General features: G+C 70.4%; 13 protein-coding genes and 4 pseudogenes. 14 read left to right on the plus strand and 3 right to left on the minus strand.

Features of this window, described 5'->3' with window-relative positions; translation table 11 throughout:
- The first annotated feature begins 26 nt into the window (after nucleotides 1–26).
- The 7 genes from ABT078_RS31780 (at nucleotide 27) to ABT078_RS31810 (ending at nucleotide 7,199) form a co-directional block, all read left to right on the plus strand.
- Nucleotides 27–2,669: a DNA translocase FtsK gene (locus tag ABT078_RS31780; protein ID WP_351233852.1), complete on the plus strand. Its 2,643-nt coding sequence runs from the start codon at nucleotides 27–29 to the stop codon at nucleotides 2,667–2,669.
- 192 nt (nucleotides 2,670–2,861) lie between these two features.
- The gene (locus ABT078_RS31785; RefSeq protein WP_351233854.1) at nucleotides 2,862–4,058 is read left to right on the plus strand and encodes a hypothetical protein; all 1,197 of its coding nucleotides are present in this window, start codon (nucleotides 2,862–2,864) and stop codon (nucleotides 4,056–4,058) included.
- A gap of 187 nt (nucleotides 4,059–4,245) precedes the next feature.
- Nucleotides 4,246–4,848 carry a hypothetical protein gene (locus tag ABT078_RS31790; RefSeq protein WP_351233856.1) on the plus strand — a complete coding sequence of 201 codons (603 nt, stop codon included), beginning with the start codon at nucleotides 4,246–4,248 and terminating at the stop codon, nucleotides 4,846–4,848.
- Between the two features lie 123 nt (nucleotides 4,849–4,971).
- Entirely contained in the window at nucleotides 4,972–5,220 is a 249-nt protein-coding gene (locus ABT078_RS31795) for an SPFH domain-containing protein (protein ID WP_351233858.1), read from the plus strand.
- Nucleotides 5,221–5,321: 101 nt separating this feature from the next.
- Nucleotides 5,322–6,029: a DUF6197 family protein gene (locus tag ABT078_RS31800; RefSeq protein ID WP_351233860.1), complete on the plus strand. Its 708-nt coding sequence runs from the start codon at nucleotides 5,322–5,324 to the stop codon at nucleotides 6,027–6,029.
- A gap of 37 nt (nucleotides 6,030–6,066) precedes the next feature.
- Nucleotides 6,067–6,606: a hypothetical protein gene (locus tag ABT078_RS31805; protein WP_351233862.1), complete on the plus strand. Its 540-nt coding sequence runs from the start codon at nucleotides 6,067–6,069 to the stop codon at nucleotides 6,604–6,606.
- A 95-nt stretch (nucleotides 6,607–6,701) separates the two neighbouring features.
- Entirely contained in the window at nucleotides 6,702–7,199 is a 498-nt protein-coding gene (locus ABT078_RS31810) for a hypothetical protein (protein WP_351233864.1), read from the plus strand.
- Between the two features lie 41 nt (nucleotides 7,200–7,240).
- Here the strand turns inward: ABT078_RS31810 and ABT078_RS31815 are convergent, their stop codons facing one another.
- Entirely contained in the window at nucleotides 7,241–8,449 is a 1,209-nt protein-coding gene (locus tag ABT078_RS31815; RefSeq protein ID WP_351233866.1) for an RNA-guided endonuclease InsQ/TnpB family protein, read from the minus strand.
- Nucleotides 8,450–8,600: 151 nt separating this feature from the next.
- Between ABT078_RS31815 and ABT078_RS31820 the strand changes: the two genes are divergently transcribed.
- The 6 genes and pseudogenes from ABT078_RS31820 to ABT078_RS42915 form a co-directional block, all read left to right on the plus strand.
- Complete coding sequence (locus ABT078_RS31820) at nucleotides 8,601–8,873, plus strand: YjeF N-terminal domain-containing protein (protein WP_351233868.1); 273 nt, start codon at nucleotides 8,601–8,603, stop codon at nucleotides 8,871–8,873.
- Between the two features lie 91 nt (nucleotides 8,874–8,964).
- The gene (locus ABT078_RS31825; RefSeq protein WP_351233870.1) at nucleotides 8,965–9,249 is read left to right on the plus strand and encodes a hypothetical protein; all 285 of its coding nucleotides are present in this window, start codon (nucleotides 8,965–8,967) and stop codon (nucleotides 9,247–9,249) included.
- Nucleotides 9,246–9,734, plus strand: coding sequence for a hypothetical protein (locus tag ABT078_RS31830; protein ID WP_351233872.1), 489 nt, complete (start codon nucleotides 9,246–9,248; stop codon nucleotides 9,732–9,734). Before ABT078_RS31825 ends, ABT078_RS31830 begins: the two co-directional genes overlap by 4 nt.
- Nucleotides 9,735–9,822: 88 nt before the next feature.
- Nucleotides 9,823–10,053: pseudogene (locus ABT078_RS31835) on the plus strand (WhiB family transcriptional regulator); the annotation flags it as partial.
- 249 nt (nucleotides 10,054–10,302) lie between these two features.
- A pseudogene (locus tag ABT078_RS31840) lies at nucleotides 10,303–10,506 on the plus strand (WhiB family transcriptional regulator); the annotation flags it as partial.
- 434 nt (nucleotides 10,507–10,940) lie between these two features.
- Nucleotides 10,941–11,039 (plus strand): annotated as a pseudogene (locus tag ABT078_RS42915) (IS6 family transposase); the annotation flags it as partial.
- Nucleotides 11,040–11,257: 218 nt separating this feature from the next.
- Here the strand turns inward: ABT078_RS42915 and ABT078_RS31845 are convergent.
- Together ABT078_RS31845 and ABT078_RS31850 are read right to left on the minus strand one after the other, a co-directional pair.
- Nucleotides 11,258–11,746: pseudogene (locus ABT078_RS31845) on the minus strand (helicase associated domain-containing protein); the annotation flags it as partial.
- A gap of 119 nt (nucleotides 11,747–11,865) precedes the next feature.
- Nucleotides 11,866–12,213, minus strand: coding sequence for an SDR family oxidoreductase (locus ABT078_RS31850; protein WP_502981407.1), 348 nt, complete (start codon nucleotides 12,211–12,213; stop codon nucleotides 11,866–11,868).
- Between the two features lie 280 nt (nucleotides 12,214–12,493).
- Between ABT078_RS31850 and ABT078_RS31855 the strand changes: the two genes are divergently transcribed.
- Nucleotides 12,494–14,815 (plus strand): WD40 repeat domain-containing protein, encoded by a 2,322-nt coding sequence (locus ABT078_RS31855; protein WP_351233874.1) that lies wholly within the window; start codon nucleotides 12,494–12,496, stop codon nucleotides 14,813–14,815.
- The last annotated feature ends 30 nt before the right edge of the window (nucleotides 14,816–14,845 follow it).

A 14,845-nucleotide genomic window follows, 5' to 3' on the forward strand; every position in this document is an offset into this window, starting at 1 on the left:
CCCTCCCCAAAGGAGGCGAGACCAGCATGACCGAGATCGATACCACGACGGAAATCGGCAGCAGTGCCCTGGACCGAAAGCTGCTGTGGGACGCCGCCGAGCTGCTCGTCTCCACCCAGTTCGGCTCCATGTCCATGCTCCACCGCAAGCTCCGCATCGGCTGGGAGCAGGCGGGCCTGGTCATGGACGCGATGGAGAACCTTGGCGTCGTCGGCAAGGACCAGGGCTCGAAGGCCCGCGACGTGCGGATCAAGCTGGTCGAGGACCTCGAGCAGGTCTTTGAGGCGCTGTACGGCGACGGGCCGGCCCCCACGGTGACCGTGCTTCCGTCAGCCCGCCCGGCCGAGGCCCCGCCGGTCGACTTCACCAAGCCTGACGGTCCGGCTGCCGCTCCGGATAGCACGGTCGACGAGCCCGAGCCCGAGCCCGAGACCGAGCCCGAGCCCGAGCCGGAGCACGGGCGGGCGGTGGAAGGCACCGTCTACACCGCCGACGAGTGGGAACTGCGTCCCGACCCCGAGGGCGACCGGCCGTGGATCAACCCCGCGCTGCTCACCCCCGAGGGCCGCAAGACCCGCAGGAAGTACATCGGCCGGCAGGCGCGCCGGCGGGCGCGCAAGGCCGCGGCCCGGCAGCGCACCGTCCACGGCTTCGTGCCGCGTGTCTTCCGCGGCGAGAAGCGGATGCGTTCATGGGTCGTAGGAGTCGAAGGCGCCAAGGCCCGCGCGGACCTCAACCTTGCGCTGGTCACGGTGAAGGAGGCTGACCGTGCCGCGAGCCGTGCTGGCCGCGCCCTCGTGCAGCGCGACAAGAAGCGGGCAGCTGCACAGACGCTGCAGCAGGAGGCCGGCAAGCAGCTGGTCGTCGCCGAGGCCACGAAGAAGCGCGCGAACAGGGCCGTCGCCATCCGTGCCGGCGTCACCTACGGACCGCTGCTCGTGGCCGATGCGGCGGCATACGGACTCGCGGATGTCTGGGGCTTCCTCGGCGCCCTGGTGCTCAACCTCGCCGGCGCCTCGTGGCTGGGCCGCGATGTCGAGGTGACCGAGGAGGAGATGGAGAAGCTGGAGCAGATCGAGGCCGGCATCCCGCAGGAGTTCAGCGTCGGCATGACCCCGCGGATGTTCGAGCAGATGATGCGCCAGGCCCTGACCGAGGACCTGAAGACCACCCTGTCCGCGCTGCGGGTCGACCCGTACCCCTGGGGCTTCGAGGTCCATGTCTGGCTGGAGCGGATGAGCCCGGAGAAGATCTCCGCCGGCCTGGACCTGCTGGAGGCCTGCCTGCCCGGTGTGCGTACTGGCAGCATCCTGCTGCAGCAGTCCGCCCAGTCCCGCAACTACTGCGTCATTCGTGTGCCCGGCCCGAACCCGTGGCAGGCCGTTCCCGAACTTCCTTACCGGGCACCCCAGTCGCTTTCGACGAGGGACATTCACAAGGCGCAGATCGGCGGCGACATGGCCGGGCGTCCCCTTGCCCTGCCGATGTGCCGCACCAACGTGAATGTCGTCGGCGCCAGCCGCTCCGGGAAGTCCACGATCCTGCGGGCCATTCTGGATGCGCTCACCGCAACCGAGGACCAGATCATCATCGGGATCGACCTGGGCAGTGCCGGATCCGGATTCGGCGGTCTCCGGCACGCGATGCACGCAGTGGTCACCAGCCCGGCCGAGGCGCGGCGCGCTCTGCAGTGGGCACTGGCCGTCGGCAAGGGCCGCCCCGCCTTGTTCAACCGGCTTGGCATGGGGGAGAACTGGGTCACCTCCCGCAAGCGCCCCGGCATCAAGATCGTCGTGGATGAGTTCCCGGCGCTGGTCCGCGAGAGCCGCAAGGGCTACTACGACGAGGACCTCAAGCGACAGGTCCCCTGGGACCTGGACGGCCTGCTCGGCGAACTGTTCGTCACCTGCGCGAAGAGCGACGTCACCGTCGTCATCGCCGGACAGGGCGTGACCAAGGAGAAGGTCAAGGACAACACCTGGCTCGTCGAGCTGCCCGTCCAGGTGCTCGCCGCCTGCGACAAGGACGACGTGATCCAGATTCTCGGCGACGGCATGCTCGCCCAGGGCTGGCGCGCGGACCGGCTCGTGCCCGCCATGGGCGACGAACTCAACGACGCCTCCGTGGCGTACGTGATGGCCGGCAAGGCCTACTGCGAGCCCATCCCGTACCGCGCGTGCTACGCCACCGACGACGAGCTGCTGCGCCGCGGGAAGGAGCGGGCCGCAGCAGGCCTGGTCGACGTCGACACCGAGTCCGCGAAGTTCAGCCGGATCACCCTGCCCCAGCTGATGGCGGCGAGCGAGGACGCGTTCATGGGCGTCGGAGGAGACCCGCAGGAGGTGACCCCGCAACTGATCGCCCTCATCCGGCAGGTCTACCAGGCGCTCGGAGACCCGAGCGGCCTGCAGCTGGAGGAGATCGCGGCCGGCCTCGGCCAGATCGACCCTGACCGCTGGGACCTCACCGGCTTCGACGGCAACGACGACACCGAGCAGGAGGCGGCCCGAGCCGCCGCGCTCAAGGCGGTCATCAAGGCGGTGCTCGCCCCCACCGGCAAGTCCTGGACAACCGACAGCTACCGGCGCCCCGGCGCGAAGGGGACGGTCAAGGGCTACTGCCTGCGCGACCTGAAGAAGATCACCGGTGAGGGTGCCGACGGCTCCTGACCGACCGGAACACCGCAGGAACCTGCAGGTCAGAGGCCCGGAACCGCTCGAGAACACGGGCGGAACACCTCGAGAGATCGGGAACAGTGTTCCGCCCCCGGGCCACCGTTCCGGCACCGTTCCCCCGCTCTGACCTGCACGTTTCCCCCGGTTCCCGCCCGTTCCCCGCCCGAAAGATCCGAAAGGTCTGTCATGAGCTTCGACCCGCATCGGCACCCCGAACCGGCCGCCGGCTACCACCGGATCACCGCCGAGCGCCGATTCATGTACCTCCAGCAGGACCCCGAGCACACCCTGCGCGTCGTCTGGCAGACCCTGCCCGTCACCTGCCCGATGTGCACCGTCGACACCGGCCTGACCCTCGCCTACGAGCGGGGCGTCGACGAGACCGTCCAGGCCCTCTGCCCGGCCGGCCACCTCTGGCACGAACACCTCATCGACACCACCCACTTCACGACCTACTCGGAGCTGCAGTTCTACGCCGACCCCGACCCCGAGATGCTGTGGATCATCGACGCGGGATTCGGGGAAGAGGCTCCGCCGCCCATCGACTACGTCGGCGACATCACCGGCGCGGCCAAGTACGTCGCGAGGTACGCCAAGCGCAAGGCCAAGACCCGGATCAGGCAGGCCGTACGCAAGCCCATTCGCAAAGCGAAGAAGAAGGCCCTCAACCTCGCCTTCACCCCGGTCGCCGCGGCGCTGCGCGCGACCTGGGCGTGGCAGGCCGGCGGCATGCCTGACTCGGCGCCGAAAGCCAAGACGGAGCGGGGGAAGACCGAGCCGGAGCTGAAGATCCCCTCGTACGCCAAGTATCGCGCAGCGCTGGGGATCCCGGCACCTAAGAAGGGGCCGCGCTGCCTGGTCTGTGAAGGCGCCGGACACATCACCGCGCCCGGCATCAGGGTCACCTGCACCGAATGTGCCGGACCGGCCGCGGCCGCGATGGCCAAGGCTGAGCGGAAGGCCGAGCGCGCCCGCAACGGCAGCGCCCACGCCGCGCGCCCGGCCAAGCCCGCCGAGGCCGGCCGCCGCACCCGTGAAGGCGGAGCGAAGGGGAAGGCCGGCCGCCCTGCGTCTACTGCCGTGAGCCGGGTGAACGGCGGCGTTCAGAACGTGGCCGGCGTCCGCAACACCGGCGTCGTCCAGACCATCCAGGTCGCGGGCGGTCGCGAACAGGTCAACGTGGCCGATGCCAGCGCCAGTGCCGGCCGCCCGCTGACGGCGAAGGAGGTTGACGCGGTCCGCGACGCCGTCAAGGCGGCCGACCGTGCGGTACAAGCGGCTGGCGGCAGGACCTCCGGCGGTGTGCATGTGGCCGACAAGAACAACTCTGTCATCACCAGCGTCGTCAACGGCGACACCGTCCAGGTTGCCGGGGACGGCTGACCTCCTGCGCGCTGACGTGCAGCAACACAGAAACGCGAACTCAATGTATGCATACCCTTGAAATGAATACTCGGAGTCTGCATTATTGGGATGCCGGCAAGCACCCGGGGCGGCCGCCAGGTCGCCAACTCAGCCGGCCGCCCCGGGCCTTCCCACCCGCCAACCGAAACGCACTGAGGAGCATCACGTGACACAGATCGCCGAACAGACCGGGCAGCCCCGACCCGCCGACGACACCACGCCCCGCCGATTCGTCCCGGCCCGCCGCTTCACGGTCCGCGCCCTGAGGCACGCGCTCATGCGCACCGACAGCGCCGCCAGCATCACCATGGTGATCATGGTGGCTCTGTGGGCCACCCAGACCGGCCCCTCCTGGCTGACCACCGCCAGCGACTGGACGCTCCTGCTGTACGCCGTCGCCATTGTCGGCACCAAGGCCGCGATCGACTTCCTCACCGAATTCATCATCAGCCTGGTCGACCCCGACCGATGGGACGGCGACATCGCCTACGAGATCGCCCAGGGCTTCACCCAGCTGCGCACCGACATCGACAACGGCGCCGACATCGACGACGTCCTGGACGGCCTCAGCGCCAGCCACCTGGTCCCCGAACTGCTCGGAACGCTGCGCACCCTCGCCGCCGCATACGCCGCCCGGGGCGACGAGGACGAGAACCAGCGGCTGCTCGCCGCCGTCCTGCACCTGCGCAACGCGGACAAGAACATCGGCTACGGCCACGGCCAGATCACCGAACTCGAGGCTGACACCGCTGAAGGCAATCTGCAGTAGCTACGCCCCGGGGACGGCGGCCAGGTCGCCAAACTCAGCCCACCGTCCCCGGGCCTCCCAACCCGCTCCGACCGGAGCAGGGGGCCGGAACCATCGTCCCTCATCACCGCGAGGAGCAGAACCATGCCCCCCCGATCCGACGACATCGCCAAGGCCCGCGAGGACCTGGAGAGGACTCTGGCCGAGGCCAAGGCCAAGCGGGACAAGATCTTCGCGGAGACCGACAAGCTCCGCGAGGACGCCGACGCCGAGATGTGGAAGACCGTCGCAGACGAGCTCGCCGGCGCCTACCACGGTGCTCGCACCGACGCCGTCAAGATTCTCGGCGTTACCCGCGACTACGTCCTCAAGCAGACCAAGAAGTACCGCTAGCGCACCAACCCCCGGGGCCAGGCCGCCAGGTCGCCAACCACTCAGCCGGCCGCCCCCGGGTCACCTCCCACCCCGTTCACCGCCGACAGGAAGGCTTTGCCATGCCTGCATCCGCGACCGTCACGGTCCCGCGGACCTTCTGGTCCGAAGCAGCCCTCGCCGCAGCGGTCGACGCTGTCTTCGCCGAAGCGCTCGCCGAAGAGCTGACGGTTGCCCTCGCCGACCGCACCCCCGAGCGGCCCGCGATCGTCCTGCCGGACACCGAGACCCTCATCCGCGAGGCGGGCATCGTCACCGGGCCGTGCCCGCCCGACCCCCGCAAGCCCACGGCCGGCGGCCGCCGGCCGAAGAGGGCCGCCGTCTTCACGGCCCGGGCCGCCTGGTGGCTGCTCAAGCACACCGTCCTCTTCGCCGTCGCCGCCCCGGTCGAGATCATCCGCCTGTGGCGCTACGCCGCAACCCCCAGCACAACGGCCAGCCCGAAAGCTGCCCCGCAGCCGGCGCCCCGCACCGGTCGCTCCCTCAGCTCCGCCGACTTCCTTGAGGCCACCTCCGAGCACATCAAGGCCCGCGGCTGGACGCAGTTCGTCCTGGCGTCCCAGCGAGGCGTGTGCCTGATCGGCGCGCAGCGTGACCTGATCCGCTCCGGCGCCGGCAACCGCGCCACCGCTGCCGAGGCCAACCAGCACCTGCTCGCCGTCACCGGCGCCCGCTCGGTGCCCCTGTGGAACGACGGCCTCAGGCGCACCGAAGCCCAGGTTCATCACGCGCTCCTGGCCGCCGCCGCCCGCGCCCGTGCGGTCCGCTGACCACCCATCCACCGCACCGCTTTCGGAAGGACTCACCATGCTCACGGTCACCAGCGACAGGGTCGGCTTCTTCCAGCGCCGCCTCGTCAAGCACGCCGAATCCATCGCCCCCGAAGCCGCCCGCCTGGTCACCCGACGATTCGGCTCCCTGCCGCCGGTCCAGCTGGTCATGGTCGGCGACCTCAACCGCTGGTCGGCCCTCACGGCCGACACCGAACTCGCCCTCGTCCCCGCAGCGTCCGACCGGATCCAGGCCGCGCACCGGCGCGAGTGCCGCCGAGGCCGACGCAGCAGGTACGGCATCACCGTGCTCGGCCCGAACGGCGTGGTCATCCCCATCAACCTGTGCAAGGCCCGCACCGAGACCGACATCAACGAGACCGTCGTCCACGAACTCACCCACGCCCACCAGCTCGGCAACGCCCAGGCCCGCGCCCAGCACATCGCGTACCTGCGGCACTGCTGGGACGTCGAGAAGCTGCCGCGCCGGCAGGTCAAGCAGTACGAGCGGCTCATCGACCGCCGCGAGGTCGAAGCCTACGGCGCCGAATCCCTCGCCTCCGACCTCCCCGCCTGATCTGTCCACCCGGCCGTGCGTCCGGTCCGCCGCCACCGGACCGGACGACGCGGGGGATCGGACAGCCCGGCCCGCGACCTGAAACGGAGCACTTCGTGACCCCGACCACCCTGAACCGCCCGGCGCCCGCGGCCCCCACCGACGGCAGCGACCTGGTCCACGACATCCGCCTGCGCACCGCCGCCGGCAACGCCAAACCGACCCACGACGTGCCGCAGCTGCTCGCCCACATCGAGACGCTCGAGCAGCGCCTGGCCGCCGCCGAGGCCGTCTTCCCCGGCATCACCCAGCTCACCGCCGGCGAGCCGGTGGAGCTGACCATCTACCGCGCCGAGTACGAGGAGGGCCAGGTGCCGCTGGGCCTCTACACCAACCGCGACGCCGCCCGCGCCCACGGCGAGGACCTCATCACCCGCGAAGGCCTCCCCGCCGACGCCGTCATCACGTGGATCCCCGACTTCGGCGACGACGAAGCGATCGAGGAACTCGCCGTCTTCGGCCCCGGCAAGGACGACGAGAACAGCTCCACCGGCTACCTCGTCACCCCGCTCACCCTCACCTGCGTGTACGACCCGGAGGCCGAGGAGTGGTGACTCCACCTACCGCTGGCGCGGCGGGCTTCCTGCGTTGGTGGCTAAACCACCTGGCAGAGGACCAGCCCGGCCCTACTGAGAACGTTCAACGCACCCACGTGGTCCGCGTTCGCAAGGAACCCGCACTTGACGCACTCGAACTTGGCTTGGGTGGGGCGGTTCTCCCTGCTCACATGTCCGCATTCGGGGCAGGTGCGGGAGGTGTTGCGGGCATCCACTTCGATCACTCGGCGGCCGGCGCTCTCAGCCTTGTTCGCCAGGATCGTCAGGAAGATGCCCCAACCCGCGTCCAGGATGCTGCGGGTCAGCCCGGCCTTTGCCGCCGCGCCGTTCGGAAGGAACGCGCCGTGCTTCTCGGGGTTGGGCTTGGCTTTAGGGGAGCGGGTCATGCCTGCTGTGTTCAGCCGCTCGTGGGCGATCACGTCATGGTCGCGCACAAGCTCGTTCGCGGCCTTGTGGTGGTGGTCCAGTCGCTGGCGCCGGACCTTGGCGTGGAGCCCGGCGACCTTCCGAGCGGCGGCACGGTGCTTCTTCGTCCGGCGCCGCGTCCGCTTTGGGAAGGAGGCCAGGTGCCGCTGTGCCTCGGTCAGGGCCTCAGTCGCAATCTTCAGGAAGCGCGGGTTCTCCTTGTGGTTCCCGCCCGAGTCGGTGAAGAGATGCACGGTGCCCATGTCGATCCCGACGACCACCCCAGTGGTTGGAAGCGGCTCGGCCGGCACGTTGTCGCAGGCGAGGATGACGTACCACCGGCGGCCTTCGCGCTTAATGCTGATCGTCTTCACCCGGCCTCGTACGGACCGGTGTTGGTGCACTCGCACATGCCCGACACCTTGCAGCCGGACACGGGTCTGGCTGTCGTTGTGGGTGGAGTCCCAGCGGCACCCGTCCCCGTCTTTCGGGAACACCACAGTGTCGAAGTGACCGACGCCCTTGTACCGGGGGTATCCGGGCTTGTCTCCGACCCTGACACGGCGGAAGAACGCAGCGAATGCCTTGTCCAGCCGCCGCAGGGTGGCCTGCTGGGAGGAGAAGGACCAGCGGCCCTGACGCTCTGGGTCGAACGCCCGGATCTCCTTGAGCTGTGCGGACTGGTCTCCGTACCGGACGGTGGTCTTCGAGACGTGCCGATAGGCGTCCCTTCGTTCCTGCAAAGCACCGTTGTACAGCGAGCAGTGATCCCGCAGCATCTCGCCGAGTGCCAGAGCCTGGCGGACGGTCGGCCGCATAAGGAATTTGTGCGCACGGATCATCCAGCGCACCCCCGTCTCCCCTGGCCAACTTGATGCGATCACCGTACCGGCCGCCACTGACAGCGCAGTGGACTCCGCCGCTGCGCGGCTCCGACCATCGATTCGATTCCCCCACCGGCTGAGTCCGGTGATCCCCTCGAAAGTAGGTCTGATGGACCGCCGCACTGTCTGGGAGATCGACGTCCCCATAGAGCACCGGTACGACCCGTCCCGCAAGGGCGTCCACGTCTTTACCGGCCTGGCCGAGAACGGCAGCGACGCGATCGCCGCCGCCCTGCGCGCCTGCGAGATCGCCCAGCTGCACGCCATGTCCGGCCAGCCGATTCCCGCCGGCACCAGCCGCGTCGACTGGTCCGCCCGCGGATTGCGGCCCGACTGGGAGCTCCAGTGGGACCGCGCCGAGAAGAAGCAGATCGTCCTTTGACTACGCCCCGGGGCGGCCGCACAAGGCCTGAGAAACCGCCGGCCGCCCCGGGCCCCTCACCCCGCAGCAGCGGAGAAGGAGAAACCCCATCATGCACGCCTCGAGCGTCCGGCCGAATCCCACCCAGCGCACCGCCGCCACGATCACGCGGGCCATCGCCCACCGCAACCCGCACCTGCGCCGCACCCGCGAGTCCCTCTGCGAGCGGCAGCACTGCTTCGTCGCGTGGGCCGGCGAAGAGGCCGACTGCTGGAACTGCGGCCTGCCCGCCACTCACCGCAGCAACCGGCGCGGCTCCGCCCTCCAGCGACTTCTCGCCGGCGTCGATTCCCATGTCATCCGCTCCCGCAACACCGGGAAGGCGGCCCAGGCGTGAGCACCCTGACATTCCTCACCGACCTCGTCGGCGCCCAGGCCCTGGGTGACCACCTCACCGCCGCTGTCCAGGCCCTCATCCACCGCGAGCAGTTCGACAGCGCCGAGGCCTACCAGCGGATCACCGACGCGGCCGACGCCGGCGACCCGGCCGTCCTCGCCGCCACCCGCCAGACCTGGGTCCGCCGCCCGGACGTCGACCCCGACGAGGCCCCCGTGCGGCGCCTGTACATGCTCGAGCGCACCGACACCGGAATCTTCGTTGCCTACGTCGACATCGACGAGGCAGCCGATGCCGACGACGCCGGGCAGTCCTGCGTCCTCCCCGGCAGGGACCTGTGGCACAACGACCATTCCGAAGGTGCCGAATTCACGGTCGAGCTGCTCTACCTGTACGAGCTCGAGGCCTGGGAGCCGTTCGAGTTCCTGCTGCCGACCGTCGGCGAGATCGGCAACGTCCGGCCGCACGGCGAGCGCAAGTCATGACCACCAGCTACCACGACAACCGCCGTCGGCGCACCGACGGCCTTGTGCTCGTCACCCACACCACCCCGTCCATTCCGGAGGCCACACGATGAGCCGGGCCGGCACCCCGAATGTCCCTGGCCTCTTGCCCGCCGACGACCGCATCCCCTTCCCGCACAGTGAGACGCTCACCCGCTGCCAGAGCGAACCCGAACTGTTCGACCATGAGCCGGGAGACGAGGCCACCAGCAACGAGCGGACCAAGACCCTCCAGCGAGCCCAGCGGGTCTGCGCCGGATGCCCGATCGTTCAGCGATGCCTCACCTGGGCGCTGGCCCACCCGCAGCACACCCCGAGCGGCGGCGGCCACAACGGCACGCGACCGGACCATCCTCCGCAACCGCCTCATCAACAGGCTCGGCCCGAACTGGGTCCAAGCTGTCGCGGCCAAGGACCACGAGCGCTACGAGCACGCGCAGCTGCACATCGGCCGCCCGATCGGAGCGATGTCGTGAGCGCCCGCCTCGCCCCCTTCCCCCGGTTCACCGGTACTGAGCCCTGCCAGGGCCAGGGCCCGGACGCCGACCCCAACTGGTGGACCAGCAGCGACAACACCGATCGGGTCGCCGCCGAGCTGTCCTGCCTGATCTGCCCGACCCGCGAGGCGTGCCTCGCCTGGGCCCTGGACCACCCCACCGAAGCCGGCGACGCGATCTGGGCCGGCACCACCCGCAAGCGGCGCACGCAGCTGCGCCGCGAGTTCGCCCGCACCGCCGCAAAGGAGTCGACGTGAACGACGCCACCCGCGCCGCCATCGTCAGCATGCTGAACGAAGGTGCCTCGACCGAAGAGATCCAGAACAAGATCCCAAGCGTGAGCGTCGGTGCGATCGTCGGCATCGCCGAGACCGACAGGCTGAACCAGACTGCGGCCGGATCGTTCCCGACTGCGGACCTCGACCCCAAGCTGGTGCACGCCCTTGCCGCCCTGACCTGGGGCGAGAACCACCACACCGCCCGCATCCAGAAGCTGGCCCAGCGCACCCGTGCCGGCCTCACCGAGCTTCTGCAGACCCGGCGCGACAACGCAAAGATCGAAGAGGCGAAAAGGGCGGTTGCCGAAGCGAGGGGACAGCTCACCGCCGCCGAGGACAAGCTCCCGCCGGTGCTGTCACGTTGGCTGGCCGGATGGGGCGGTCTTCTGGTTGATCATGGAGGGAGATCCCCTGTGGGGAGCACGTCGCCGTGGTACAGGGGTCACCGGTACCCGGTCGAGGTGATCTCCCACTGTGTGTGCCAGGTTCGCTACCCGGCGCGTTTCCCCTTGCCAGTCCCGGTGTCTGGCCACCAGCCGCCGGGCCACCGGCTGGCACGCCCTCGCCCCCACCATGCCCCTGGGCCAGCTCGCCCCCGCCGCGTCCGCCGACCTGCTGTGCACCAACGCCTTCGACGGGCAGGCGCCCGCACCGGTGCAGCGCCGGTCGTGGTCAGTTGTGGGAGCCCCCGGGGGCGTGCCGGCGAGGGGGCATCTGCCTCTGGGCGCGGCTACGCCCACTCCAGGCCGAGTTCCCGCAGTGCGTCGAGCTGTTCGGGGTGAGTTTGTTTCGCCTCGACTTCGTGTTGGACACTCATACGCCGAGTTTCACGGCTACGGGCTCTGTCTCGCTGTCGGCGGCGAGTTGTTCGCTGTGGCCGCGCGGCACCGGCCGGTCCGCGCCTTCCCGTTCCACCCATTGCGCGAGGGCCGCGAGGCCGCGCTGGAAGGCCTGTTGTGCCTTGCTCGGGCTTGTTCGTCGACCGGGTGGCCGTCGGGGTGGGAGACGGTGCCTCAAGCGGCTGCACGCCCAGCTGGGACAGCCGCTGCTGCTCGGTGGACAGTTGCGCCCGGGTGCCGGGCTGGTTCTGCCGCTGTAGCCACTCGCCGATGTCGTTGCCGTCCATCAGCACGCCGGGTTGGATGTCGGGCAGGTGGCCGTCGGCGTCGACCAGGTCCGTGAGCACGCGGTAGTGCCGTTGCCAATCCAGCGGCCGGGGTGAGGGTTCTCACCGCGGGTCGTCGTACCCCCGGTCCAGTCGGGAGGCCAGGGCGGTCGAGTGTCCTTTGTGGATACGAAGGCTGGCGCGCGAGGACCGGTCACGCCCCGCGCGCCGGGTCAGGCGTCAGCCAGCCGCCATGCCCGCGTCGACCGGCAGGGCGTGCCCGGTGACGTGCCTCGACACGTCGGAGGCCAGGTACAGGAACGTCTGGGCGACGTCCTCGGGATTGACAGCACACCGGTCGGGTGCAGCGCGGCCGCCTCCGGTTCGGTGAACATGCCGGCGTTGATCGCCTGGTCGAGCAGCGCGGTGCGGACGACACCCGGGCACACGGCGTTGATGCGGATGCCCTGCTTGACGTACTCGATGGCCGCCGTGCGCGTCAGCACGACCACGCCACCCTTGGCCGCCGAGTAGTCAGCGATGCCCAGCGGCAGGCCGACCATCCCGGCGATGGAAGCCATGTTGACGATCGTGCCCCCGCCCTGGGGCCAGCATCTGGGTGATCTAGCCGATAGCCAGTCACTCGGCCGGGACAGCAAAGCAGTCACCAAGTTTCACTTGCTGACGGGGAGTTACACCGCTGAGCGTGTAGACAGGGATGCATGAACCGCCTGAGGCGGCGCGCGGTTGCTTCTAGAGTGGGCCTCCACGTAGGGGCGACGTTCGGGGGCGTACGTGGGAGCGCGGGAGAGCCAGGCCGACTCGTCAGTGGATGCCGGGGCCTCGCTGGAATGCCGTGCGGTGGAAGCTCGTATTGCCACGGAGCTGGCCCGCTTCACCAGGCCGACTGGTCCGTCCGGCGCGGGTGCCGCTCCTCCCGCGTATGTGCGTCGCCACGCGGTGGAACACGCGGCGGCGGGCGGGGTGCTGGACGAGCGGTACATCTCGTGGGAGTTCCTGCCCTACGTCGATGCCGACCGCCTGCGCGCGGCCTCCGCCTCCGTGGAGTCCACGGTGACGGCCACACCAGGGCGTGACCTGCTCAGGGTGTGGCGGCATGCCGCGCACGCATGGGACTGGGGCTCACCGCTCACCAATTCGGGAACACTGAGCCTCTTCGCGGCGTGCGCCGACATTCCTCGCGCGCGGGTCACTGACCATAGTTGGACTGGGAGTTGGGCCTCCTGGCCTCTGGGCGAAGGTGAAGTCCTCAGCGCCCGCACCGACCGGGTGTGGGCGGTGGCGGGGGTGGTGCTGCCCGACGGCCGCGCCCTGGCCGTCACCGGCAGCTACGACGGCACGGTGCGGGTGTGGGACCTGACCACCGGCCGGACCATCGGCGAACCGCTGACCGGCCACACCGGCTTGGTGGACGCCGTGTCTGCGCTGGTGCTGCCCGACGGCCGTGCCCGGGCCGTCACCGGCAGCTACGACGGCACGGTGCGGGTGTGGGACCTGACCACCGGCCGGACCATCGGCGAACCGCTGATCGTCCGCACCGGCCCGGTGGGGGTGGGGGCGGTGGCGGGGGTGGTGCTGCCCGACGGTCGCGCCCTGGCCGTCACCGACGGCGACGATGGGGTTCGGGTGTGGGATCTGGCCACCGGTCGGCGCGTCGGCAAACCGCTGGGCTCGGTGGGGGTGGGGGCGGTGGCGGGGGTGGTGCTGCCCGACGGTCGCGCCCTGGCCGTCACCGGCAGCTACGACGGCACGGTGCGGCTGTGGGATCTGGCCACCGGCCAGAGGGTCGGAGAACTGTTGACTGGCCACGCCGGCCCGGTGGGGGTGGGGGCGGTGGCGGGGGTGGTGCTGCCCGACGGTCGCGCCCTGGCCGTCACCGGCAGCCACGATGGGGTTCGGCTGTGGGATCTGACCACCGGCCAGAGGGTCGGAGAACGGTTGACTGGCCACACCGGCCCGGTGGGGGCGGTGGCGGGGGTGGTGCTGCCCGACGGCCGCGCCCTGGCCGTCACCGGCAGCTACGACGGCACGGTGCGGCTGTGGGATCTGACCACCGGCCAGAGGGTCGGAGAGCCGCTGACCGGCCACACCGGCCCGGTGCGGGCGGTGTCTGCAGTGGTGCTGCCCGACGGCCGCCCGCTGGCCCTCACCAGCAGCGACGACCGCACGGTGCGGGTCTGGGACCTGACCACCGGCCGGAGCATCGGCGAACCGCCGACCGGCCACACCGGCCCGGTGCGGGCGGTGTCTGCAGTGGTGCTGCCCGACGGCCGTGCCCTGGCCCTCACCGGCAGCGACGACCGCACGGTGCGGGTGTGGGACCTGACCACCGGCCGGAGCATCGGCGAACCGCTGACCGGCCATACCGGCCAGGTACTTGGGGTGTCTGCGGTGGTGCTGCCCGACGGCCGCCCGCTGGCCGTCACCGGCAGCAGCGACCGCACGGTGCGGGTGTGGGACCTGATCACCGGCCGGAGCATCGGCGAGCCCCTGACCGGCCACACCGGCTGGGTGTGGACAGTGGCGGGGGTGGTGCTGCCCGACGGCCGCCCGCTGGCCGTCACCGGCAGCGACGGCCTTGGAACGGTGCGGGTGTGGGACCTGATCACCGGCCGGAGCATCGGCGAGCCCCTGACCGGACCCGCCGGCCCGGTACTGGGGGTATCTGCGGTGGTGCTGCCCGATGGCCGCGCGCTGGCCGTCACCGGCAGCGACGGCCTTGGAACGGTGCGGGTGTGGGAACTGACGACTGGGCAGAGCGTCGGCGAACTGCTCACTGGCCACACCGGCCGGGCGGGGGCGGTGTCTGCGGTGGTGCTGCCCGATGGTCGCCCGATGGCCGTCACCGGAAGCAGCGACCGCACGGTGCGGGTGTGGGACCTGGCGACTGGGCAGAGCGTCGGCGAACTGCTGACTGGCCACACCGGCCAGGTACTTGGGGTGTCTGCGGTGGTGCTGCCCGATGGTCGCCCGCTGGCCGTCACCGGCAGCAGCGACCGCACGGTGCGGGTGTGGGACCTGACCACCGGATGTGCGGTGGGTGTTCCGTTGCACGTGCCCGGGCCGGTGGAAGCTTTGGCGGCTCAGGTGGTGGACGGGGAATTGGTAGTAGTGCTGGGGGGCAAGGGCGTGGCTGTGGTGTCGGTGCGGGTGGATGCGTGACCGGGGTCGTGTCAGGCCGGGTGTTTGGAG

Origin of the sequence: Streptomyces sp. NPDC002133, assembly GCF_040296405.1 — a bacterium.
GTDB lineage: Bacteria > Actinomycetota > Actinomycetes > Streptomycetales > Streptomycetaceae > Streptomyces.